The sequence below is a fragment of the Corynebacterium lactis RW2-5 genome, from assembly GCF_001274895.1.
Classification (GTDB): domain Bacteria; phylum Actinomycetota; class Actinomycetes; order Mycobacteriales; family Mycobacteriaceae; genus Corynebacterium; species Corynebacterium lactis.
In genome coordinates this window covers 223,041-244,171 of sequence record NZ_CP006841.1, presented here as the reverse complement: position 1 = coordinate 244,171, position 21,131 = coordinate 223,041, and the positions used below count along the sequence as shown (strand labels likewise).

General features: G+C 60.9%; 20 protein-coding genes and 1 tRNA gene. 15 read left to right on the top strand and 6 right to left on the bottom strand.

Annotation, left to right across the window (positions count from 1 at the left end; genetic code table 11):
• Nucleotides 1–270 precede the first annotated feature (270 nt).
• Nucleotides 271–954 carry a CRP-like cAMP-activated global transcriptional regulator GlxR gene (gene glxR / locus CLAC_RS01000; RefSeq protein WP_053411328.1) on the top strand — a complete coding sequence of 228 codons (684 nt, stop codon included), beginning with the start codon at nucleotides 271–273 and terminating at the stop codon, nucleotides 952–954.
• A 170-nt stretch (nucleotides 955–1,124) separates the two neighbouring features.
• Here glxR and CLAC_RS00995 read toward each other — a convergent pair whose 3' ends face one another.
• The 4 genes from CLAC_RS00995 to CLAC_RS00985 all read right to left on the bottom strand — a co-directional run bounded on the left by CLAC_RS00995 (nucleotide 1,125) and on the right by CLAC_RS00985 (nucleotide 3,139).
• Entirely contained in the window at nucleotides 1,125–1,943 is an 819-nt protein-coding gene (locus tag CLAC_RS00995; RefSeq protein WP_053411327.1) for an MBL fold metallo-hydrolase, read from the bottom strand.
• A 144-nt stretch (nucleotides 1,944–2,087) separates the two neighbouring features.
• Nucleotides 2,088–2,549, bottom strand: coding sequence for a RidA family protein (locus CLAC_RS00990; protein ID WP_053411326.1), 462 nt, complete (start codon nucleotides 2,547–2,549; stop codon nucleotides 2,088–2,090).
• A 30-nt stretch (nucleotides 2,550–2,579) separates the two neighbouring features.
• The gene (gene sp36, locus CLAC_RS12555) at nucleotides 2,580–2,741 is read right to left on the bottom strand and encodes a Sp36 family protein (protein ID WP_156324724.1); all 162 of its coding nucleotides are present in this window, start codon (nucleotides 2,739–2,741) and stop codon (nucleotides 2,580–2,582) included.
• A gap of 20 nt (nucleotides 2,742–2,761) precedes the next feature.
• A complete protein-coding gene (locus CLAC_RS00985) occupies nucleotides 2,762–3,139 on the bottom strand; it encodes a WhiB family transcriptional regulator (RefSeq protein ID WP_053411325.1) in 378 nt (125 codons plus the stop codon).
• A 364-nt stretch (nucleotides 3,140–3,503) separates the two neighbouring features.
• On the opposite strand from CLAC_RS00985, the gene CLAC_RS00980 reads away from it, so the two are divergent.
• Nucleotides 3,504–5,912 carry a transglycosylase domain-containing protein gene (locus CLAC_RS00980; RefSeq protein ID WP_245621918.1) on the top strand — a complete coding sequence of 803 codons (2,409 nt, stop codon included), beginning with the start codon at nucleotides 3,504–3,506 and terminating at the stop codon, nucleotides 5,910–5,912.
• 10 nt (nucleotides 5,913–5,922) lie between these two features.
• On the opposite strand, the gene CLAC_RS00975 is transcribed toward CLAC_RS00980, so the two are convergent.
• Nucleotides 5,923–6,384 (bottom strand): GatB/YqeY domain-containing protein, encoded by a 462-nt coding sequence (locus tag CLAC_RS00975; protein WP_053411323.1) that lies wholly within the window; start codon nucleotides 6,382–6,384, stop codon nucleotides 5,923–5,925.
• Nucleotides 6,385–6,443: 59 nt separating this feature from the next.
• Here CLAC_RS00975 and CLAC_RS00970 point away from each other — a divergent pair, with 59 nt between their 5' ends.
• The 10 genes from CLAC_RS00970 (at nucleotide 6,444) to CLAC_RS00925 (ending at nucleotide 15,727) form a co-directional block, all read left to right on the top strand.
• Nucleotides 6,444–7,394, top strand: a complete 951-nt coding sequence (locus CLAC_RS00970; protein WP_053411322.1) for a metallophosphoesterase — start codon at nucleotides 6,444–6,446, stop codon at nucleotides 7,392–7,394.
• 214 nt (nucleotides 7,395–7,608) lie between these two features.
• Nucleotides 7,609–7,685, top strand: a tRNA-Pro gene (locus CLAC_RS00965).
• Nucleotides 7,686–8,037: 352 nt separating this feature from the next.
• On the top strand, nucleotides 8,038–10,986 hold the full coding sequence (locus CLAC_RS00960; protein ID WP_425388809.1) for a DUF4040 family protein: 2,949 nt from the start codon (nucleotides 8,038–8,040) through the stop codon (nucleotides 10,984–10,986).
• Nucleotides 10,986–11,468, top strand: coding sequence for a sodium:proton antiporter (locus CLAC_RS00955; RefSeq protein WP_053411321.1), 483 nt, complete (start codon nucleotides 10,986–10,988; stop codon nucleotides 11,466–11,468). The genes CLAC_RS00960 and CLAC_RS00955 overlap by 1 nt, the downstream gene beginning before the upstream one ends.
• Nucleotides 11,469–11,488: 20 nt before the next feature.
• A complete protein-coding gene (locus CLAC_RS00950; protein WP_053413155.1) occupies nucleotides 11,489–13,042 on the top strand; it encodes a monovalent cation/H+ antiporter subunit D family protein in 1,554 nt (517 codons plus the stop codon).
• The gene (locus CLAC_RS00945) at nucleotides 13,042–13,554 is read left to right on the top strand and encodes a Na+/H+ antiporter subunit E (RefSeq protein WP_082312949.1); all 513 of its coding nucleotides are present in this window, start codon (nucleotides 13,042–13,044) and stop codon (nucleotides 13,552–13,554) included. The genes CLAC_RS00950 and CLAC_RS00945 overlap by 1 nt, the downstream gene beginning before the upstream one ends.
• A complete protein-coding gene (locus CLAC_RS00940; protein WP_245621916.1) occupies nucleotides 13,547–13,888 on the top strand; it encodes an MnhF protein in 342 nt (113 codons plus the stop codon). Before CLAC_RS00945 ends, CLAC_RS00940 begins: the two co-directional genes overlap by 8 nt.
• A 17-nt stretch (nucleotides 13,889–13,905) precedes the next feature.
• The gene (locus CLAC_RS00935) at nucleotides 13,906–14,244 is read left to right on the top strand and encodes a monovalent cation/H(+) antiporter subunit G (RefSeq protein WP_053411320.1); all 339 of its coding nucleotides are present in this window, start codon (nucleotides 13,906–13,908) and stop codon (nucleotides 14,242–14,244) included.
• Between the two features lie 690 nt (nucleotides 14,245–14,934).
• Nucleotides 14,935–15,219, top strand: a complete 285-nt coding sequence (locus tag CLAC_RS00930; protein ID WP_053411319.1) for a hypothetical protein — start codon at nucleotides 14,935–14,937, stop codon at nucleotides 15,217–15,219.
• Nucleotides 15,220–15,400: 181 nt separating this feature from the next.
• Nucleotides 15,401–15,727, top strand: a complete 327-nt coding sequence (locus CLAC_RS00925) for a hypothetical protein (RefSeq protein ID WP_053411318.1) — start codon at nucleotides 15,401–15,403, stop codon at nucleotides 15,725–15,727.
• A 158-nt stretch (nucleotides 15,728–15,885) separates the two neighbouring features.
• Here the strand turns inward: CLAC_RS00925 and CLAC_RS00920 are convergent, their stop codons facing one another.
• Complete coding sequence (locus CLAC_RS00920; RefSeq protein WP_053411317.1) at nucleotides 15,886–17,415, bottom strand: catalase; 1,530 nt, start codon at nucleotides 17,413–17,415, stop codon at nucleotides 15,886–15,888.
• Between the two features lie 288 nt (nucleotides 17,416–17,703).
• Here CLAC_RS00920 and CLAC_RS00915 point away from each other — a divergent pair, with 288 nt between their 5' ends.
• From CLAC_RS00915 to CLAC_RS00905, 3 genes are read left to right on the top strand one after another with little or no spacing between them, the layout of a single operon-like run.
• Nucleotides 17,704–18,756 (top strand): efflux RND transporter periplasmic adaptor subunit, encoded by a 1,053-nt coding sequence (locus tag CLAC_RS00915; RefSeq protein ID WP_053411316.1) that lies wholly within the window; start codon nucleotides 17,704–17,706, stop codon nucleotides 18,754–18,756.
• 9 nt (nucleotides 18,757–18,765) lie between these two features.
• Nucleotides 18,766–19,551 carry an ABC transporter ATP-binding protein gene (locus CLAC_RS00910; RefSeq protein WP_053411315.1) on the top strand — a complete coding sequence of 262 codons (786 nt, stop codon included), beginning with the start codon at nucleotides 18,766–18,768 and terminating at the stop codon, nucleotides 19,549–19,551.
• Nucleotides 19,541–20,959, top strand: coding sequence for an ABC transporter permease (locus tag CLAC_RS00905; RefSeq protein ID WP_053411314.1), 1,419 nt, complete (start codon nucleotides 19,541–19,543; stop codon nucleotides 20,957–20,959). Before CLAC_RS00910 ends, CLAC_RS00905 begins: the two co-directional genes overlap by 11 nt.
• The last annotated feature ends 172 nt before the right edge of the window (nucleotides 20,960–21,131 follow it).

The following is a 21,131-nucleotide window of genomic DNA, read 5'->3' as shown; positions in this document are numbered from 1 at the left end:
TGATACAGTGGGATTCATCACACAATGGTGGCGACTTCATCACTAGTTGGATACCGCTCGCTTCGGCGGCGGGACCTCTTACTAGGCGGGTACTCGTTTCCCTTTCGATTCCCGCGGAGGAAATGCCCAGTGTCGCAAATGAGCATTGATCGTCGCCAATGGAGGTACACCGAGGTATTCAGCCTGAGTACCGCGGTTTCATGTTGAGTGCCACGATTGCCGGCCCAATGCAAAAAGAGTTTGCATGAGCCCGAGACAGGAGAAAGAACTGTGGATGACGTGAAGGAGATTCTCTCCCGCGCAGGCGTATTTCAGGGAGTCGACCAGGCCGCCGTTCAGGAGCTGCTAGGGGACCTGGAAACGGTGCGCTTCCCACGCGGAACCACCATCTTCAACGAAGGCGAGCCGGGCGACCGCCTCTACATCATCATCGAGGGCAAGGTGAAGCTGGCTCGCCACTCCGTCGACGGGCGTGAAAACCTGCTGACCATCATGGGCCCGTCAGACATGTTCGGCGAGCTGTCCATCTTCGATCCGGGCCCGCGCACTTCTTCTGCAATCTGCGTTACCGAGGTTTCGGCGGCCTCCATGAGCGCGGATCAGCTGCAGACGTGGGTCGCATCGCACCCGGACGTTCCCGCGCAGCTGCTACGCATGCTCGCGCGTCGCCTGCGCCGTACCAACAATTCGCTGGCGGACCTTATCTTCACGGACGTTCCGGGCCGCGTCGCCAAGTCTCTACTGCAGCTGGCGAACCGCTTCGGCGTCCAGGAGGGCACCGCGCTACGCGTCAATCACGACCTAACTCAGGAAGAGATTGCGCAGCTGGTCGGTGCTTCCCGCGAGACCGTCAATAAGGCCCTGGCCGAGTTCGCGCACCGCGGCTGGATCCGGCTGGAGGGCAAGTCGGTGCTGATCTCGGACACCGAGCGCCTGGCCAAGCGCGCACGCTAGTTCAGTTCGTACGCAGGTGCACAAAGCCCAATAATACGCTCCCGCCCCGTCCCGTATTCTCCGGTTCACTTCCGAGTTACGGGGTCGGGGGCGGACAAGTTTAAAGGGGCGAGTCTTTTCTGACTCGCCCCTTTCTTACGCGTAGCGCCGCGCTATCTACGTTGCCTCGGCTACTCCGCGTTCGTCTGCAGGTAGCGCAGCGTCACACGGGTCGACTGCATCGCAGCGTGGCGCAGAACCGGATCGACATCGGTGTAAATCTCGTCCACAATCTGGTCTACCGTGGCATCCTCACCCAGTTTCTCCAGCGCATCCTTAACCTGAACCAGGCGCTGCTTGCGACGATCGATGTACTTCTGCGTCATGACAGTAATGTCCGGCAGATCCGCGCCGTGCCCTGGCAGGAGTCGAACGCCCTTGCCTCGGGAATCCAACAGCTCCAGGGTCTTCATGTAAAGCCCAAGGTCACCGTCGGTCTCAGAAATCATGGTGGTGTGGCGACCAGCGATAGTATCGCCAGTCATAATGCCCTCAACATCCTCATCGCCACCGGCGCCCGTGTGCACGAACAGACACACCGAATCAGCCGTGTGGCCAGGGGTGGCCACGACCTCTACCTGCGGGGTAATGCCTTCAACGACGATCCTCTCGCCGTCGACAAGCGGTTCCTGACCGCTAGAGCAGTACTGCTTCTCAAAAGCGCGCACCGGAGCGCCGGTGAGCTGGCGGAAGCGGGCGGCGCCGTCAGCGTGATCGCCGTGGCGGTGCGTCAGCAGAATCAACGCGACATCGCCAGCGTAGCGCTGCAGAACGTTAAGGTGCCCTTCGTCCTCAGGACCTGGGTCGACAACGATGCTTCGGCTATCCCCCTCCGCCTTAATAACGTAGGAGTTCGTACCCTCCAGCGACGAGTAGCTGGGGTTCGGGCACAAGACCACGCCTACGGACTCAGAGATGGGACGCAGTTGGCTATACGCAGGATGCTCCATATCCCCTATCCTACGTGTTCGTGCAATTACACGAATGCACCCCGCCGTCCAAGCCATCACTTTTGGGTGTGACCTGGGGCGGGGCGCCTATTTCTCGCTTGCCGACGCCCACACCTGCGCGGGCCCTCCAAGCGTGCTTCGGGGCTATTTCACTTCGACGATAATTTCGACCTCAACCGGGGCGTCGAGCGGCAGCTGGTTCACGCCAACGGCGGAGCGCGCGTGCTGGCCTGCCTCGCCGAATACGTCACCGAAGAGTTCGGATGCGCCGTTGATAACTCCGGGCTGGCCGGTGAATCCGGGGGCGGAGTTCACGAAGCCGACGACCTTAACAATGCGCGCGATGTTATCGAGGCCGACTTCCGCGTCGACTGCGGCGAGGGCGTTGAGCGCGCAGGTGCGTGCGGCCTCCCTGGCCTCATCTGCGCTAACCTCTGCGCCGACGTGGCCTACGTGGGTCAGCTCGCCGTCGACGAACGGCAGCTGGCCGGAAGTGAAAACCAGGTTCCCAGTGCGGGTCGCCGGGACGTAGGCGGCGACGGGCTTGGCGACGTCGGGAAGCCTCAGACCGAGGTTTGCGAGCGCCTCGGAGGGGGTGCTGCTCATATGAGGGCCTTTCCGTGCTGGTCTTTGCCGCTAGTCGGCCTTGGGACGCTTGAAGTAGGCGACGTGGTTTTCGCCGGTGGGCCCGGGGAGCACGGTGACCAGCTCCCAGCCGTCCTCGCCGAAGTTATCAAGGATGGCCTTGGTGTTGTGAATGAGGAGAGGTGCGGTGAAGTATTCCCATTTAGTAGTCATGGGGCTTACTCTACTTTTCTTTACTTTCCGGCGCGCTGGGCGGCGTACTGCTCTGCGTAGAAGTCAGCCCAGGAGGTAATTTCCGGATGCTCGCGCAGCATGGCGCGGCGCTGACGCTCAGTGAGGCCGCCCCAGACGCCGAACTCGACGCGGTTGTCGAGGGCATCCGCGCGGCACTGCAGGACCACCGGGCAGTGGCGGCAGATGACGGCTGCTTCACGCTGGGCGGCGCCGCGGACGAAAAGCTTGTCCGGGTCGATGTCGCGGCACTTGGCGCGGGGGACCCACTCCTGGCGATCTCGGAAGCTCTCTACGCCTAGCTCAAAGTCGCCCGACGGTGCAGTGGCGGCGCGCTGAGCGGTGGCGGCGCGGTTACGGTCCGGGATCGTGGCAGTCATTTCTGAGCCTCCTTGTAATTACGTGCAGCACGGCTATCGCGGCGAATAACGTCGATTAACGCAGTTCGTTGCAGTTAGTGCCGTCAATATAGTGCTGAAATGTTGTTGTAAGTCTATTCACAGTCCCCTCAAACTGTCGATTGCGTCACATTGTGTGGGGTATAGATTTATAGCAACACCCCACATGTCCGCAGGTAACACAGGTCACAGTTTGTTATAAGCCGTTATAAAACGGGGGTGATTTACGTCACGTTGTTGATAATTTTGGACAAAGCGCAACGAAATCGAAGCGAGAGTTCTACAGGGACTCCGAGGCGATTCACGACAAAGAAACTCTGCCCAATCCGGATGACCTTGTAGTGTGATGGCTGTGAATAAAGGTTCCACCCTGCTCAAGCTTTGTGTCGCAGTCGTACTAGCGGCGCTGATTACGGCGAGTGCCCTTTTCCCAATTGCGGGCGGCTCGGCGTATTTGTTCGCGCGCACGGCCGACGAGTTCGGTGCGGCATCGCAGTCCGTCATTACTAAAGATGCCCCCGCGGTCACCACGATCACGGATATCAACGATCAGCCGATCGCCTGGTTGTACGACCAGCGGCGGGTCAACGTCCCGTCGGACCGGATCTCGTCGGCGATGAAGCAGGCGTTGGTTTCAGTGGAGGATCGCCGTTTCTACGAGCACGGCGGCGTGGACTGGAAGGGTACGCTGCGCGCGGCGGTCAAAAACTTCGTGTCTGGGTCTGTGCAGGAGGGCGCATCGACTATCGAGCAGCAGCTGATCAAGAACCACACACTGCTAGTGGAAGCCGAGAATGAGTCGGAGCGCCGCGCCGCTACCGCAACAGACTATGGCCGTAAGTTCCGCGAGATTCGCATTGCGCGTGACTTGGAAGATGAGCTGTCGAAGGACGAAATCCTCACCAAATACCTAAACCTGGTCCCCTTCGGCAACGGCGCCTTTGGCGTGGAGGCAGCTGCCAACACTTACTTCGGCGTTTCCGCGGCAGACCTTACTGTTCCCCAGTCGGCAATGCTGGCGGGTCTTGTACAACAGACCAGCGGGCTGAACCCTTACAGCAATCCTGAGGGAGCTAAGGCCCGCCGTGACAACGTCCTGGCGGCCATGGCCTCCACCGGTGCCATCTCGCAGGAAGAGGCGCAGGCCGCTCAAGCGGAGGAGTTGGGGGTCCTGCCGGAGCCGCAGCACCTGCCACAGGGCTGCATCGCGGCAGGCGACCGCGGATTCTTCTGCGATTATGTGATTTCCTACCTCAATGCTCACGGCATTTCCCCAGAGAAGCTAAAGCGTGGCGGGTTCCATGTGAAGACGACACTGGATCCGGCTGTTCAGGACAGCGTGCAGGCTTCGTTGCGGGAGCAGGCATCGCCGACTGCGCCGGGCGCGGCGGAGGTCATGAACGTGGTCGAGCCCGGGGATGAGTCGCGAAAGGTCCTGGCCATGGCATCCTCTCGCGTCTACGGCCTGGATGCGGACCAGGGCCAGACCGTTCAGCCGCAGCCTTTCACTCCGGTCGGCAACGGCGCGGGCTCCATTTTCAAGATTTTCGCGGCAACTGCGGCGGTGGAAAAGGGGCTGGGCATCGATACTCGGTTCGATGTGCCCCGCAGGTACGAGGCATCGGGATTGGGCAGCGGTGGCGCGGAAGGCTGCCCTCCTGGCCTGTACTGTGTGGAAAACACCGGCTCCTACCCTCCTTCGATGACATTGCGCGAGGCGCTGGCGAAGTCGCCGAACACCCCGTTCATTCGCCTATCGGAGCTGGTCAGCATCGAAAGCGTGATGGATATGGCCGTCCGTCTGGGCATGCGTTGGTACACAGAGCCCGGCAGCTTCGACGGAGAATCCTCGGTGAAGGACTACGTCACGAAGCACAAGCTCGGCTCCTTCGTCCTTGGCCCGACCGCGGTGAACAACCTGGAGCTGTCCAACGTCGGCGCAACGCTGGCGAGCAACGGTCGCTGGTGCGAGCCCTCCCCGATTGAGTCAATTACAGATGCGAAAGGCAAAGCCCTCGCGTTGGATGTTCCTCCTTGCGAGCAGGCAGTAGAGCCAGGTGTCGCGCATGCCATTGCGAACGCGCTGAGTGAGGACTCGGTCCACGGCACCGCCGAAGAGGCCGCAAAGACGATGAACTGGGAAGGACCGGTCGCCGCGAAGACAGGTACTACGGAGTCGAACCAGTCCTCGGCGTTTCTCGGTTTCACCGGCGGCCTGGCGGGCTCCGTCTACGCCTACAACGACACTCCCACCGTCACGGAGCTGTGCACCTCGCCACTGCGCCAGTGCCCCTCCGGCGATCTTTTCGGCGGACGCGAGCCCGCGCGCACGTGGTTCGGTGCTATTAACCCGGTCATCGATAGTCACGGCGGCAAGAATCTTCCCCCGCTGGACCCGGATTACGGGCCCGGAACCTCAATTACCCGCCTGCCAAATGTAACCGGCATGCAGGAGCCGGAGGCCCGCAAGACGCTCGAAGAGGCCGGATATAAGGTCGAAAAGACCGTGGCCTCTCGCACCGGTCAACCACGCGGAATCGTCGTCGGCGTTACCCGCCCGGACCTCCTACTTCGTGGGGGAACCGTGACCATTCAGGTCTCGGACGGATCGCGCAAGCCGACCGTGCAACCACGCAGGCCCGCACCGACTCTGCCCGATTTGGAAGACCTGATTCCGGATTTCAATCCTCCGCCGCAGAACCCGCCTCTGCCTCCCCTGCCGCGGATTCCGCTCCTGCCGAGGCTGCCGTTCTAGATACGTACGGCTAGCCCTGAAGCGCAGACTTCACGGCCTCCGAAAGCCGCTTGCCATCAGCCTGGCCGGCGGCTTTTTCCTTTGCCAGCTTCATGACCTGGCCCATCATCTTCATATTGGGCGCGCCATCACCGGCAACCTCAGCCACAGCACTATTGACCAGGGCCGTGAGGGCGTCGTCGTCAAGCTGGGCGGGCTGGTAGCGGGCGAAAACCTCAGCCTCGGCAAGCTCGGCGTCCGCGAGCTCCTGGCGGCCGTTTTCCGAATACATCTCGGCGGACTCGCGGCGCTTCTTCACCTCGCGCTCAATCACGCGCAGGACCTCGGCGTCGGTGAGCTCGTGCTTGGCTCCGGAGACCTCCTCAGTCTGAATCGCGGCCTTGAGCATGCGCAATGCTCCCACGGTGTCCTTGTCGCGGGCCTTCATGGCGGTGGTCATATCGGCGATAATCTTCTGCTTCAGTTCACTCATGGCCCCAAGCGTACGCAACGACCACGGTAGACGGCGCGCCGCTTGCTAGTGTTTCACTCATGAGTTCGCGATTCCCCTCCCCCGCACGCATCGCCCGCGGCGCCGCCGTCGCCGTCGGATCCGCTGCCGCACTCGGCTTGACGACGTTCCTCTACGCGAACCAGGTCGAACTCCGCGCCTTCCGACTCAAGCGTGTCACCCTGCCGGTCCTCGAGCCGGGCACACTCGCACGGGCCGGGCGCGGTGACAGCGGCAATCCTTTGCGCATTCTGCACGTATCCGACTTCCACATGCTGCCGAAGCACAAGCGCAAGCAGCGCTGGGTGGCGGCGCTGGACGCACTGAATCCGGACTTGGTGATTAATACGGGCGACAACCTAAGCAGCGACAAGGCCGTGCCGAACGTACTCGCCGCGCTCGGCCCGCTGCTGAATCGGCCCGGCGCGTTCGTGTTTGGAACGAACGACTACTTCGCGCCGCGCCCCGTCAATCCACTGAAGTACCTGTCCGGGAAGAAGCGCAAGCCCTCCCGCGTAGAGTTGCCGTGGCGGGGAATGCGCGCCGCGTTCATCGAGCGCGGGTGGCAGGACGCGACCCACGCGCGCCTCGAATTCGTGGCCGGTGGCGTGAAGATTGCGATGGCCGGCGTCGACGACCCACACCACGAGCTCGACGACTACTCCCTCATCGCGGGCGCGCCGAACCCGGATGCGGACCTTGCGATTGGACTGTCGCACTCGCCGGAGCCGCACGTCCTCGATGCCTTCGCCGAGGACGGCTACAACCTGGTTATGTCCGGGCATACGCACGGCGGGCAGGTGTGCCTGCCTTTTGACCGGGCAATTGTCACCAACTGCGGTATCGACCGATCCCGTGCGTCGGGACTTTCTCGCTGGACCGAGAAGACCTGGCTGCACGTATCGAACGGACTTGGCACCTCGCCTTATGCTCCCGTGCGACTGTTCTGCCGCCCTTCCGCAACGCTTATCGAGGTCACCGAGCGAGTCTAGCCTTCTCCGGCGTCGCCGTTTCCGGGTTAAGCCTTCTCGGGTGTCGCCGTTTCGCGCTTTTCCTTCTCGCGGCTCCGCCAATAATGCTTTGTCGCATGTGTGGCTACCAGGCGTTTTGCATTACGCGCGAGTCTCGGGCTAATGTAACTCTTCGCAAGCATACGGCTTGGGAATTATTACTACAGACAATTCCACGGTCATATGAATGTGGCCTCGGGGTATGGCGCAGCTTGGTAGCGCGCTTCGTTCGGGACGAAGAGGTCGCAGGTTCAAATCCTGTTACCCCGACCAATTAAAACCCTCTCTCACCTGGTACTTTCCAAGTAAGGGAGGGTTTTTCATTTCTGTGCGCGCCTGTGCGTCCGCGCGTGTCCGCCGAGTTCCAGCTCGCCCTGAATATTTTTGCCAGCTTTTTGTAGGAAGTAACCGCGAATTCGGCGCTACTTCCTACAAAAAGCTGGCAAAAATGCATCGGAGGGGGCGTCGCGCCCTGCACCAACACCACCCACCTAAAGTTCAGCACCCGTAAACGCCGACCTTAGTCCGGCAAAACCTCCGCTAACTGGGCTAATCCAGTGCTGTTAGGCTAGAAACGTACGTTTTTGTCTCAATACAATGCGAAAGTAGCCCCCAATTGACGCAATTGATAGCCGCGGCCGCCAATAGCGGCAGCGCTCTCACCCTTTTGAGCGTCCCGTTACTCGTCGCCTGCGCACTGGTCTTGACACCACTGTTCGTCAAAGTCCTCGATAAGCACGCAGGTTGGCCGATTGTTGCGTTCTTTGTCGCGACAGTCGTGCAGCTGGGCCGCCTGACCCCCGAAGTCCTCGCGAACACCAGCGAACGAGCCGGCACCGCAGCAACCGCCGCCGACACAGCACTCCCCGGCCACGCCCTGTCATGGTCCGGCACGTGGTCGGCGGAGCTCGGCGCCGAGTTTGCACTGAAGCTCGATCCGCTGTCGCTGGTCTTCTCGTTCCTGGCGCTGCTGGTCGGCTCGGTGGTCTTCATCTACTCGACCGCTTACCTCCCGCGCCGCCAGGGCACGATGAGTTTCTATGTGCTCATGACGGGCTTCATGCTCGCCGTGCTCCTGCTTGTGCTTGCCGACGACGTCACGCTCCTGTTCATCGGTTGGGAACTGGTGTCGATGGCATCGTTCTTGCTGATTGCGCGTTCGGGTTCGTCGGGCGAGTTGGGTTCGCTGCGTACTCTCCTGCTGACTTTCACGGGCGGCCTGCTGCTGTTGGCGGCCCTGGGCGGCTCGGTGTGGCTGACCGGCACTTTTAATCTCAGCGAGATGCTGGCCTCTTCCGCCTGGGCGGAGAACCCGACGGCGCGCAATATCATCGCAGCGTTGGTTGCACTTGGCGCATTTACCAAGGCCGCGCAATTCCCGTTCCACGCGTGGCTGCCGGAGGCGATGGCGGCGGCAACGCCGGTGTCTGCGTTTCTGCACGCCGCCGCGGTGGTCAAGGCCGGTATTTACGTGCTGATGCGTTTTTCCACAGTCTTCGCCGAGGTCCGCGTATGGCAGTTGCTGCTAATCACGCTGGGCATGGCGACCGCCGTTGCGACTGCCTACTTCGCTCTTCAGCAGACCGACCTGAAGAAGTTGATCGCCTACTCAACCGTGTCGCAGCTGGGCTGGATTGTGGCGACCATTGGCGTCGGCACGCAGTTTGCGATTACTGCGGCCGTGGTGCACACTATCGCGCACGCGATGTTTAAGTCTTCGCTGTTCATGCTGGCTGGTGTGGTGGATCACGAGGCGGGCACCCGCGATATTCGCCGTCTGGGCCCGCTGTGGCGGAAGATGCCGCTGTCGTTCGGATCGATGATTTTCGGTGCGGCCTCCATGGCGGCGATTCCGCCGTTCTTCGGCTTCATGTCCAAGGAGGGCATGCTCACTGCGTTCGAGGGCGCGCCGCTGTCGAACACCGGCGTCATCGTTCTGCTGGCTGTCGCGGCGGTTGGTGCGATTGGCACGTTCGCGTACTCGGCACGCCTTGTGTTCGGCGCGTTCGTGGATGGGCCCCGCAATGTCGACGATGTCCACGAGGCCCCGGCCTCCCTGTGGGTTCCGGCCGCACTTCCCGGCGTGCTGAGCCTTCCGGTCGCTTTCTTCGCGGGAGCCCTTCTGGATACGCCGCTGAACCGAGTGGCGGATACGGTGAAGCTGGCGGCGCCGGGCACCTACCACGAGACGCACCTGTCCCTGTGGCACGGCGTGAATGCTCCGCTGATTATCTCGGTGATTGTGCTGGCTGTGGGCGTGGGCTACATTTTCGCTCGCATGCGCATCAACGAGTCCCTGGCCGACCGCAAGCTCTTCCCGTTCACTGGCGTGGACGCGATCAACGCCGGGCTGGCCGCTTCCCAGAAGACGGGCCGCGCGCTGGCCAAGGTGGCGCAGTCGCATCAGCCATCTCGTCACCTTGCACCGCTGTTGGGATTGTTGGCGGTCTACGCCTTGGCAGTCCTCATCGGCCCGGGCATCGGCGGCGCTGACCTGGAGCCCAAGATTGACAATATCGACCACCTGACGGATCTGATTCCGCTGGTTGTTGTGCTCATTGGCGTGTGGGCGACCCTGCGGGCGAATAACCGCCTGCAGGCCGCGGTCCTCCTGGGCGTCACGGGCGTCGGCGTGACTCTGCAGATTCTGCTGTTGGGCGCCCCTGATGTGGCGCTGACGCAGTTTATGGTGGAGATTCTGACTGTCGTATTGATGATGCTGGTGCTGCGATTCCAGCCGAGGGCGTTTGCGCCGACGACGTCTCGTCGTAAAGCAGCGGCAGCAGTGATGGCTACGGCAGTTGGCTTGGCGACGTTCGCAGCGGTCTGGGTTCTCACCGGGCGCCGCGAACGACCTGAAGTTGCGCAGTGGTACCTGGATAACACTGAGAAGGTCACGGGCGAGACGAACATCGTCAACGTGATTCTGGTTGAATTCCGTGCTTTCGATACGATGGGCGAGCTCGCGGTGCTGGGTATGGCTGGCATTGCGATGGCCGCGGTGGTGTCTTCCATTCCGCGCTTCCCCCATCTGCTGGATCAGCCAGGGGCTCTGGCGGAGGCGAAGCTCAACTCGATTCCGATGCGCTGGCTGGTGCGCTGGTTGGCGCCGCTGCTATTCTTCGTGTCGCTGCTGGTGCTCTTCCGCGGTGGCACGCAGCCGGGCGGCGGCTTTAACGCTGCACTAATTGGTGCGGCCGCGGTGATGCTGCTGTACCTGTCGAAAGACTCCGACGAGGTCATCCTGGGGCGCAAGGCCCCGGCGCTGCTCAGCGCCTTCGGTGTGATCATGGCGATTGCGACCGGTTTCCTTGGCTACTTCAAGGGCTCGTTCCTGGCTCCGATATACGGACATTTCCTGGGCCAGCACTTAACCACCGCTTTGCTTTTCGACGTGGGCGTGTACCTCGCGGTGCTCGGCATTGTGGCTACGGCGCTCAATAAGCTGGGCGGGCCGACTCGTCCTGGTGTTGCCGGTGAGGATGATCTGATGGAGAAGTGCTATCCAGATCGCCCGAGCCTGCACGTTCCGGAGAAGCTGGGCGTGTTCGCTACCGACAAGGAGGCAAAGTAATGATTATTGCCCTGATGGCTGCCGTCCTTGCCGCGGGCGGAACGTATTTGGTGTTGCAGCGCGGCATGCTGCGCACGATTGTCGGTATGACGCTTATTTCTCATGCCGCGAACCTGATTATCCTGTCCACGGGTGTCGGCGCGTGGCGTGGCGAGCCGCTGCTCGGCGAGGTCGATTTGAACGATGCCGCCGATCCCCTGCCGCAGGCGTTTGTGCTGACCGCAATCGTGATTACGATGGCCGTCACCGCGTTCATGCTGGCGCTGGCGGGCCTCGGCCACGATGACGACACCCGCATTAAGGAGGACCGCGACGCAATGAAGCAGCTGTCCACCGCAGGGCGACGTGCGGGCAAGCACATCCCGGTGGACTCGGATTCGACAGTATCGGGAACGCCCGGTGCTGCGGGCACGCAGTCTTCGGGTTCAGGCACGGAGACCTTCCCCAGCCACACGCCATATGGCGGTGATGAGAAATGGTAGGCATGTTAAGCGCTGAACAGATGTCCCAAACGATTTCTTCGGAGACTATCTCCGCCTTGCTGCCGCTGTTTGCGGCGGGACCGCTAATTCTTGCGGCTATCGCAGCAATCCTGCCGAAGCCCTGGATGCGCGCGACGTTGGGCATCGCAGTGCCCTTCCTGGTGTCGCTGGCCGCCTTCGCTGTGATGTTCCGCGTTGCAGCGGAAGGACCGATTGGCCACGGTGTCGGCGCGTACCCGGGTGGCGTGGCCATCCCCTTCCTGGCGGATACCTTCTCTATGCTGATGCTGGGTGTTGCCGCCGCGGTCGTGGCGATTGGCTCCTGGTTCGCGCAGGTCGCGGGCGAGAACACTTCGAGGTTCTTCCCGGCCCTGACGCTGATGATGGTCGCCGGCATGTCGGGCGCGTTTTTAACCGCCGACCTTTTTAACTTCTTCGTGTTCATGGAGGTCATGCTTCTGCCCTCCTACGGCCTAATTGCGGTGACGGGCACCTGGCATCGCCTGGCGGCCGGCCGCACGTTCGTATTGGTGAACCTGCTGACCTCCACGGTCCTGCTGATTGGCGTGGCGCTCATCTACGGCGCCGCCGGAAACGTGAACATCGCCATGCTGGCACGCCTCGGCGCCGAGGGTGGCCCGGGCGGTACCGGTGTGGTGGCTCTCGGAATTGTGATTATTGCGCTGTGTGTCAAGGCCGGTATCGCCCCGGCGCACACATGGTTGCCGCGCACGTATCCGTCGTCAAGCCCTGCGGTGATGGCGCTGTTTTCTGCGGTACACACGAAGGTGGCGGTGTACATGCTCTACCGCCTCTACGTGGTGATTGTGGGGATGAACCCGGCATGGCACTGGCCGATTATCGCCCTGATGGCGGTGTCTATGCTGGTCGGCGCGTTTGCGGGCCTGGCGGAGAACACCATGCGCGAGGTGCTCGCCTACCAGATGGTCACCGGCATGCCGTTCATTCTGATTGTGCTCGCGTTTACCGACGCGCATGACGGAACCGGCGCAAAGGCGGCCCTGGCGGCCGGTATCTTCTACGCGATCCACCACATGGTGACGGTCGGCGCGCTGATTCTCGGCTCCGGCGCGGTTGAGGAGACCTACGGCACGGGCACGCTGTCGCGCCTGTCGGGGCTGGCTCGGCGTGATCAGCTGGTCGCGTGGGTGATGGCCGCAATGTCCTTTTCTATCGTGGGCTTCCCACCGTTTTCAGGCGTGTGGGGCAAGATTGGCGTCGTTTTCGCCTCTGCCGCCACGGGTGACGCGCGTTCTATCGTGGCGATCGCTGTCATTGTTATCGCGTCGCTGGGCTCGCTGCTGGCGATGGTTCGCTTGTGGCGCGCCGTGTTTTGGGGTCGCCCTATGCAGGGTGTGCCTGACGACGTCCGCGTCCCCGGCTCCCTCGTCGCCCCGTCTGCGGCGCTGGCGCTGGTGAGCGTGGCGATGTTCATTGCTGTCGGTGCGGTGACCTGGTCCACGAATGGCGCCGCGGGCGCTCTGCTGGATATTGACGCTTATCGGGATGCCGCGCTCGTTGGCATTGACTCTGCTGTCGGAGGTGTTTACTGATGAAGGCGCTGCATGTGATTCGCTATACCGCATGGCTGGTGTGGCAAGTGCTGGTCGCGTCGACGGAGGTCGTCGTGGATACGCTTCGGCCACGGCAGAAGCAGAAGCCCGTGCTAATTGGCCTGCCGCTGCGCGTGAGCAACGACTTCGAAGTGACTATGTTCGCGGAGTCCATCACGATGACGCCGGGCACCCTGGTCTGCGGCATCCGCGAGACCGCTCAGGGGCGGCTGTTTATTGTCCACGCGATTTTCGGTGCTGACCTGGCTAGTCTTTATGATTCGCTCTATGACATGGAGGAACACATGGCTCCTCGTCTGCGTGGCACAGCCCGCCCGGCGGCCTTCGTGTTCGACGAGTACGACCCGGCGCAGTTTGTCGATGAGAACGCTGTCGTAGGCGTGGCCGCTGAAAACGCCGACGGGTTGCCGCTGCCGGAGGCGCTGCGCCCGTCAAACGCGGCACGCGTATCAAACGCGTCACGCGCGGGAAAGGAGACCTCGAATGATTAGTCTGTTCTCCGCCGGAGAAACATCGACGTATGAACCGGCCGATCCGTCGCAGTGGTTGATTACTCCCACCGCCGTAAATGTCATCGGCGGCATTGGGGTCGCCGTCTGTTCGTTGGCGCTGCTGCTTGGCGTGGTGTTGATTTTCCGGGTCCGTGGGAATGTCTCCCGCGCTGTGCTTGCCGATGCCGCTTTCTACCCCATGGTGGGAGTATTCCTTACCACGGCTCTTTTGCGTTCGACGGCTATCACCTTTGACATTGCGATGCTGGCGGGCCTACTGGGCATTCTTTCAACAGTCGGCTTAGCACGCGTCGTATCGCGCGGGCGACGCTAGAGAGGAGTTGGATTCTAATGAGTATTGCTTCTTTTCTGCTGACTGCGCTCTTCGCAGTCCTCGTGCTGGGTGGCTCTCTTTATCTGCTCGTGGCCGTAGTGGCGATGTGGCGCAGCCCGGACGCGCTGAGTCGGCTGAATCAGCTCTCCGCGGGCATCATGGTGGGAATCCCGGCTCTGGTCGTGGCGAACCTGGTGCTCGAAGCCGACCAGGGGTCGCTGTCCTGGGGCAAAGTTGTTACAGCGATTGTCGCGATTATTGCGGTGCTGGTAGTGGCTACTGTCGCTTCTGAGGTGCTGGGGCGCGCCGTCCTGGGTGCCCGAGATGGTTCTGCGGAGGATTACAAGCAAGACTAGCCCTCCCCTACCGCTCGTCCTTGTGACCACGGCACCCGGAGTTTGAACTGGCCGTACATCTTAATTCTTTCGGCGTGTTGCAGTTCTGCAACACGCCGATTCTTTGTAGTTGGTGCATTCTTAAGCACCAAGGGTGCAGAAAAACCATAACCGTTAACACCGTTTTTACCCCCGTTTACTACCCACGGCCGTTAATGGCTCCTCCAATCACTCCGTGATTCACCTCACACCAAGGAGTGACCTACGGCATACCAGAATCAAGGAATCTTAACCGTCATTTTTGCGCCCCCAATTTCGATGGCGTTAGGTTATTTTTTTCATCAAACATTCATACCCCTGACCCTGAATCCTCCGAAGGACCGCTCGGAAATGCCACCTTCCTGCGCTAACGCAAACATTTCATACGAAGACAACAAATTCTCAGTGAAAAATAAGGGGTAGACAATCGGATACCCAACGGTGAATAAGGGTCAACAAAGGGGCTTACGAACGGACACACGCTTACTGCGTTCTATTGCAAATCATTGTCATTTAATTATTTGCACAGCCAGTGAAGTACTTTTCACGGCACACAGGGCCAAAATTCCCAATTGCAAGGCCGCGATAGCTGGTCTAGATTTACTTCCTGTGAGTTCGCATAGAGCGGACTCGTGAACTCTATCCACTTCCTGACAAGTTAAGGATTTTCACATGGCTTTCGCTGAAGACATCGCAACCATCCTCGAGGCTCTCCCGAACGTCACCGTTCAGTCCCCGTTCCCGGCCCTGGAGCAGTTCGCTGGCGAGGACCTGTCCGCATTCAACGTTGGCGGCAACCTGAACCTGCCGTTCGGTGACCACGCCATCACCACCGGCAACATCAACCTGCCGTTCGGTGAGGACGCCGTCGACGTCGAGACCACCGACAGCCACGACAAGGCCACCGAGGTTTCCCACTTCCTGAACCCGGAGATCACCGGCAAGCTCGCCGGCTAAATAATCGCCCTAGCGCTCGACCGTAGAGCCGGGCAGCAGCGATCAAGCTCTAGTGACAATCCGTTTTCCGGTGTCGTCACAACTTAAAACTGTGTAACCGCCCGCTTCCACTAAGGCGGGCGGTTTCCCACAGCCAGGCTTAGTTTTTATTTCTCTATTTTTTTTCAAAGGAACGCGAATCATGGACGTAACCCCCATCGTTGAAGTACTGCAGGCTATGCCTTCCGGACCGAACATCACCATTAACCTGGGGCCGACCTTCGAGGGCGATGTCAGCCTTTTGAACTTCGGTGACCTCAACGCACCGTTCGGCCGCGACTTCGCTAAGTTCGGCAACCTGAACGCACCGTTCGGCCAGGACTTCCTGGACACCACTACCATCAACGATGAGTCCACCAACACCGCAATTGGCGGAAGTACTGACAAGACCATCGTTGCCGGCGACCAGACCAAAGTCGAGGCCGACAGCGTCCTTCCGGAGTCTCCGTCCCTGCCGAAGCTGTTCTAATTGAAGTTTTTGCTTTGAGCCTCTAGCTAGCACTGGTGTCCATGAGGTTCCACGCGAACTAGCTTCGTAGCTAGCTAAAAGCTTGTAGCTTTAAAGTCCCTTGGGTCAGCGCAATTTTGCGCTGACCCAAGGGGCTTTTTCTATTTAGTTGGTTCTACCTACTTGGAAGCCTTAAAGCGCTTTTCCACCTCGGCACCAAGCCACTCATCGACATTGGTCCAGTACTGGTAGACGCGCTGCTCCACCTCTGGGGTCACGCCGGCCATCGCCCGGGCAATGTTGCCAGCAAGGCGGTCGCGGGCGGCATCGTCAAGCACATTGCGGACTAGATCACCCGGCTGGGAGAAGTCATCGTCCTCTGGGTGCTGAATGTAGGCGCCGGCGTAGAACTCCTCGCCGACGTTGTCCCACTGCCCATAGGTGGTCGCATCGACGCGTCCGGCGTGGTTCGAATGAACCGGGCAGCCGGCGGCAGCTGCGGAGGAAGCCTGGTCGGCTACCGGGCCGCGACCTGCACCGTTAGAACCGTGGACCGGCAGGGACGGGTCGGCGAAGTGGTAGGTGCCGTAGCCATCCTGCGAGAAGGAGTTGACCGGGCACTTCGGCTGGTTGACCGGCAGCTGGTCGTGGTTGACGCCCAGGCGGTAGCGGTGTGCGTCCGCGTAGGAGAATACGCGGGCCAGCAGCATCTTATCCGGTGAAAAGCCCACACCCGGGACCGTGTTCGACGGCGCGAAAGCGGCCTGCTCGATCTCGGCGAAGAAGTTACGCGGGTTGCGGTTCAGGGTGAAGTGGCCGACCGAAATCAGCGGGTAGTCCTTCTGCGACCAGGTCTTGGTCAGATCGAAGGGGTTGATCTTGTATTCCGCAGCTTCCTCGTACGGCATGATCTGCACCTTGACGTCCCAGGTCGGGTAGTCGCCGCGCTCGATGGCTTCGAAGAGGTCCTGTCGCGAGTGATCTGTGTTCTCACCGACCAGCTCAGCCGCCTCGGCGTCGGTGAGGAAGTCCCAGCCCTGACGAGTCTTGAAGTGGTACTTGACCCAGAAGCGCTCACCTTCGGCGTTGATCCACTGGTAGGTGTGCGAGCCGAAGCCATCCATGTGGCGGAAGTCCTTCGGAATACCACGGTCACCCATCAGGTAAGTGACCTGGTGAGCCGACTCCGGCGATGCAGTCCAGAAGTCCCATTGCATGTTTGCGTCGCGCAGGCCGGTGTCCGGAAGGCGCTTTTGCGAGTGGATGAAGTCGGGGAACTTAATGCCGTCGCGGATGAAGAACACCGGGGTGTTGTTGCCGACGATATCCAGGTTTCCCTCGCGGGTGTAGAAGCGCAGCGCGAAGCCGCGGACGTCGCGCCAGCCGTCCGGGGAGCCCTGCTCGCCCGCGACGGTGGAGAAACGCGCCAGCATCTCCGACTTTTCACCAGGCTGGAAGACTGCCGCCTTGGTGTACTTGGAGACATCCTCAGTGACAACGAATTCACCGAAAGCGCCTGCGCCCTTTGCGTGGACGACGCGCTCCGGAATGCGCTCGCGGTTGAAGTGGGCGAGCTTTTCAATCAGGTGGACATCGTTGAGGGTGATGCCGCCCTGATGTCCATTGGTGACGGAGTGCTGCTCGGTGGGCACCGGCGCACCGTTGAGGCGGGTGGTGGGGCCGGTTGAGCCTGCGTACTTGTCGGACATGGTTTCCTCCTAGAGGTGAGGGAGAGGGAAATTGTCTTTGATTGTGTCGACATGGCTCACCATACACGATTTCCTAGAGTTTGCCTATCAGTTTTTCCAAATTGATACTTACAAGTGATTATTATTTGGGTTGCTTTACCTTATTTCCGCTTGCCGACGCCCTAAACTCCCCAATTCAACAGCACCCAAAAGGTATAGCCAGGTCTACCCTCACCACCGTAAACGCCGGGTACTCTTACATCTGTACGTGTTTAGTAACGAGACTCGTGAACGGATAACTTCAAGATCATGAAAAAACAGGGGCGGGGCGCGAAGGCGCTCACAATCTTCAAATACACGCTGGCGCTACTCGCCACGATTGCGCTGCTCAAACTCGCTTTCTTCCCGGCCAACGAGGAAGAACCTCTTGAAGCCACCGGCGATTTCTCCCAGCCCACCACGGAACTTACGCCGCAGAAAATCAACAACACGATCAAGCTTTCGGCAAGCATCCTGCCTGACGAGCCAACGACCATTCGCGCTAACGCCTCCGGCGAAATCACCGACGCCTACGTCAACAGTGGCGGCTTCGCCACCGCGGGCCAGGCCCTCCTCCAGGTGAAGAAGACCGAGGTCAGCGAGAACCCAGCGCAACGGGGATCCGATGAAGAGGGTGCGGCCCCGGCACCGACGACCACTGTGAAGTGGGGCAACATCACATCGCGAGCCTCCGGCACGGTGCAGTGGAACATTGTCGTCGGCCAGACAGTCGAGATTGGCCAGGAACTGGGCACCATCTCCCCCAGCAGCTACCATGCGGTCGCAGCGATTAAGCCGAACCAGCTCTACTCCCTCGGCGACACCATCAACAATGGTCGACTCGCTATCACCGACGGCCCAGCCCCGTTCCTGTGCGACGACATTAAAACTGTCACAGCGGGCAACCCCGGCGCTTCCTCCGGCTCCGCCGCAGGTGCAGCAGGTGCGGCGCCGAGCGGGGGATCGTCGGCAAGCGGTCCCCAGCTGCGCTGCTCCATCCCGGGCGATCAGACAGTCTACGAGGGAGTGCCCGCCACGCTGATTCTCGGCGGCGACTCCACCGATGAAGTGCAGGCGCTCCCGGTCACCGCGGTCGAGGGACGTTTCCGCGAGGGCACCGTCTACCTGCCAGGGGACAACGGAGATAAGCCAAAGAAGGTCAAGGTCGAGCTCGGCGCCAACGACGGCAAGTTCATCGAGATCAAGAAGGGCTTGAAGCCGGGACAGCAGGTCCTAAAGTTCGTGCCCTCTTTCAAGGACGATAAGGCTGGCAAGACCGACGGTGCAGGCGGCGACTCCGACGCCAACACTTCTGAAAAGTAGGTCTCGCCAATGCTGAATTTGAATGCGGTCACCCGCACGGTGACGCTTCCCAATGGCGAGAAGCTACCGATTCTTAAGGGCATTGACCTGCAGGTGGAGCGGGGCGAGCGGGTCAGCATCGTCGGGCAGTCCGGTTCTGGCAAGTCGACGCTGCTGAATATCATCGGCATGCTGGACCTGCCGGATACGGGCTCGTACATCTTCGATGGCACCGACGTTTCCCAGTTGAACGACAAGCAGCGCGCTGTGCTGCGTGGCGACAACCTCGGTTTTGTGTTTCAGCAGTTCAATCTTTTCCCCGCGCGAAGTGTGGTGGAAAATGTCGAGGTGCCGCTGATGTACGACAAGGGCGAGAAGTTTTGGAACCGTCGCGAACTGTCGGAGGCAATGCTGGAGCGTGTCGGCCTGGGGGACCGTCTTGATGCGATGCCCAGCCAGCTCTCCGGCGGCGAGCAGCAGCGCGTGGCCATCGCCCGCGCGCTGGTCCGCCAACCCCGGGTAATTCTTGCCGACGAGCCCACGGGCGCCCTCGATATCGACACCGGCAAGATTGTGATGGAGCTGCTTGAAGAAGTCGCCTCTGAAAACAATGCTGCCCTCGTCCTGATCACCCACGACCTTGAAGTCGCCGAACGAGGCTCCCGAGTTGTGGAGTTGCGCGAAGGGCATCTGCATACGGATTCATCGCTGCTGCGCGCAGCAAACGCGTCGGCGGCGCAGGCCACCCTGACTGGCGCCGGCGCCGATCACAACAGTGGCGCCGGCATGGAAGAGGACGATAACTATGACGGATAAAGAGCCGAAGAAGTCGAAGGACACGTCCTGGGTCTACGCCGCTACCCCGTACCTGGGAGCGCTACTGGAGGCATGGCACGAGCTGCGCATTAACCGTGGCCGAATCATGCTGTCGCTGGTCAGTGTCGCTGCGGCGGTATGGGCCATGACAACCGTGATCGCCTTGGGCAATATTTTGACCAGCTCACAGGATGCTGTCGCGGCGCAGAGCTCAGGAGTCAATGGCACGATTACCCTTTCCGCCGGCCCGAACGGCGCCGATGGAGGGCAGGAGGCCTCGCCCTCGCAGGAGCGCGCAGCGGCAGCAGGCGCGCTGCCTCCCGACGAAGTCGCGTCGCTGTCCGGCCCCGGCGGTAAGGGTGCCGATAGCTTGGACGTGATCAACCCGGATGGGTCCGTCAACGACGCCTTTAGCACCGCGTCCCACAACCTGGTGGAGACCACGGGCGTAAACCTGTGGTCGCGCGTCCGCGCACAACCGGCCACCCTGGTGGAGCAGGTTAGTGAATGCGCTCCAGAGGATTCGTTCTGCACCCCGGACGGTTCAGCGGAACTGGTGGGGGCTGACCCGGGCTGGTTCGACATCTATGCCCGCACCATGGTGCAGGGACGCCCCATTGAGGAAGCCGACGGCCAACGACTGATGAACCCAGTTGTAGTCAATGACACCTTCTACGACCGGCTGGGCAATCCCCCGCTGTCCGAGCACCCGACGTTCACGCTGAAGGAGACCGATAACACCACATACACCGTGGTGGGCGTGTACAAATCGATGGGCCCCTGGGATTCTCCGCGAGCTGTCATGCACTATGACTCTTTCCTGCATGTGAACTACGAGGGCTCTGTCGGCCAGCCGAAGCTGCTGGTCGTATCCCCTCCGGAGGATGCCAAGAAGAACAAGGAAGCGCTGCACAATATTCTTCAGGCGGAATTGGGTTCCAGCTGGAAGGTCTCTGCAACCACGGCGGAGAAGGACTCTTCCATGTCCTCGAACTTGAACAACACAATCACCACTGCGCTGGGCATCATCGGCGGTATCGTCATAGCCCTTGGCGCGCTGGGACTGCTGACGGTTTCCATTGTGACGGTCGGCCACCGCGTCCGCGAGATTGGTATTCGCCGTGCGATGGGGGCGTCGGCAAGCAGAATCTTTATCTCGGTGTTCTTAGAGTCCATCGTTGCTACGACGGTCGCCGGTGTGGTGGGTGTGATTCTGTCGATTATCACCATCAAGCAGCTGCCGATTGAGCAGATGCTGTCCCTGCCTATGGAACTGGGTAACGTGCCCTATCCGTTTACCGCTGCGGTGGTGGGCGTGCTGGCTGCGACGATTGTCGGTGCGCTCGCCGGTATTATTCCGGCCACGATTGCGGTGCGTGTCAAGCCGATCGATGCGATTCGGTTCTAAGCAGGCACCCCGCAACTTTTTGCCAGCTTTTTGTAGCAAGTAAGGCGATATTCGCCCGTACTTGCTACAAAAAGCTGGCAAATTCGCGCACGCACCCGGCTACCACCAGCATCCCGCGCACGCACCCCGCACCCATCCATCCACCGCCGCCCTCCACTGCCGCAGCGCAGCC

Bases quoted from the DNA above. Each gene is read 5' to 3' on its own strand.
- CLAC_RS00995 (WP_053411327.1), bottom strand. From the start codon at position 1,943: ATGGAGCATCCTGCGTATAGCCAACTGCGTCCCATCTCTGAGTCCGTA.
- CLAC_RS00990 (WP_053411326.1), bottom strand. From the start codon at position 2,549: ATGAGCAGCACCCCCTCCGAGGCGCTCGCAAACCTCGGTCTGAGGCTT.
- sp36 (WP_156324724.1), bottom strand. From the start codon at position 2,741: ATGACTACTAAATGGGAATACTTCACCGCACCTCTCCTCATTCACAAC.
- CLAC_RS00985 (WP_053411325.1), bottom strand. From the start codon at position 3,139: ATGACTGCCACGATCCCGGACCGTAACCGCGCCGCCACCGCTCAGCGC.
- CLAC_RS00980 (WP_245621918.1), top strand. From the start codon at position 3,504: ATGGCTGTGAATAAAGGTTCCACCCTGCTCAAGCTTTGTGTCGCAGTC.
- CLAC_RS00975 (WP_053411323.1), bottom strand. From the start codon at position 6,384: ATGAGTGAACTGAAGCAGAAGATTATCGCCGATATGACCACCGCCATG.
- CLAC_RS00970 (WP_053411322.1), top strand. From the start codon at position 6,444: ATGAGTTCGCGATTCCCCTCCCCCGCACGCATCGCCCGCGGCGCCGCC.
- CLAC_RS00955 (WP_053411321.1), top strand. From the start codon at position 10,986: ATGATTATTGCCCTGATGGCTGCCGTCCTTGCCGCGGGCGGAACGTAT.
- CLAC_RS00950 (WP_053413155.1), top strand. From the start codon at position 11,489: ATGTCCCAAACGATTTCTTCGGAGACTATCTCCGCCTTGCTGCCGCTG.
- CLAC_RS00945 (WP_082312949.1), top strand. From the start codon at position 13,042: ATGAAGGCGCTGCATGTGATTCGCTATACCGCATGGCTGGTGTGGCAA.
- CLAC_RS00940 (WP_245621916.1), top strand. From the start codon at position 13,547: ATGATTAGTCTGTTCTCCGCCGGAGAAACATCGACGTATGAACCGGCC.
- CLAC_RS00935 (WP_053411320.1), top strand. From the start codon at position 13,906: ATGAGTATTGCTTCTTTTCTGCTGACTGCGCTCTTCGCAGTCCTCGTG.
- CLAC_RS00930 (WP_053411319.1), top strand. From the start codon at position 14,935: ATGGCTTTCGCTGAAGACATCGCAACCATCCTCGAGGCTCTCCCGAAC.
- CLAC_RS00925 (WP_053411318.1), top strand. From the start codon at position 15,401: ATGGACGTAACCCCCATCGTTGAAGTACTGCAGGCTATGCCTTCCGGA.
- CLAC_RS00920 (WP_053411317.1), bottom strand. From the start codon at position 17,415: ATGTCCGACAAGTACGCAGGCTCAACCGGCCCCACCACCCGCCTCAAC.
- CLAC_RS00915 (WP_053411316.1), top strand. From the start codon at position 17,704: ATGAAAAAACAGGGGCGGGGCGCGAAGGCGCTCACAATCTTCAAATAC.
- CLAC_RS00910 (WP_053411315.1), top strand. From the start codon at position 18,766: ATGCTGAATTTGAATGCGGTCACCCGCACGGTGACGCTTCCCAATGGC.
- CLAC_RS00905 (WP_053411314.1), top strand. From the start codon at position 19,541: ATGACGGATAAAGAGCCGAAGAAGTCGAAGGACACGTCCTGGGTCTAC.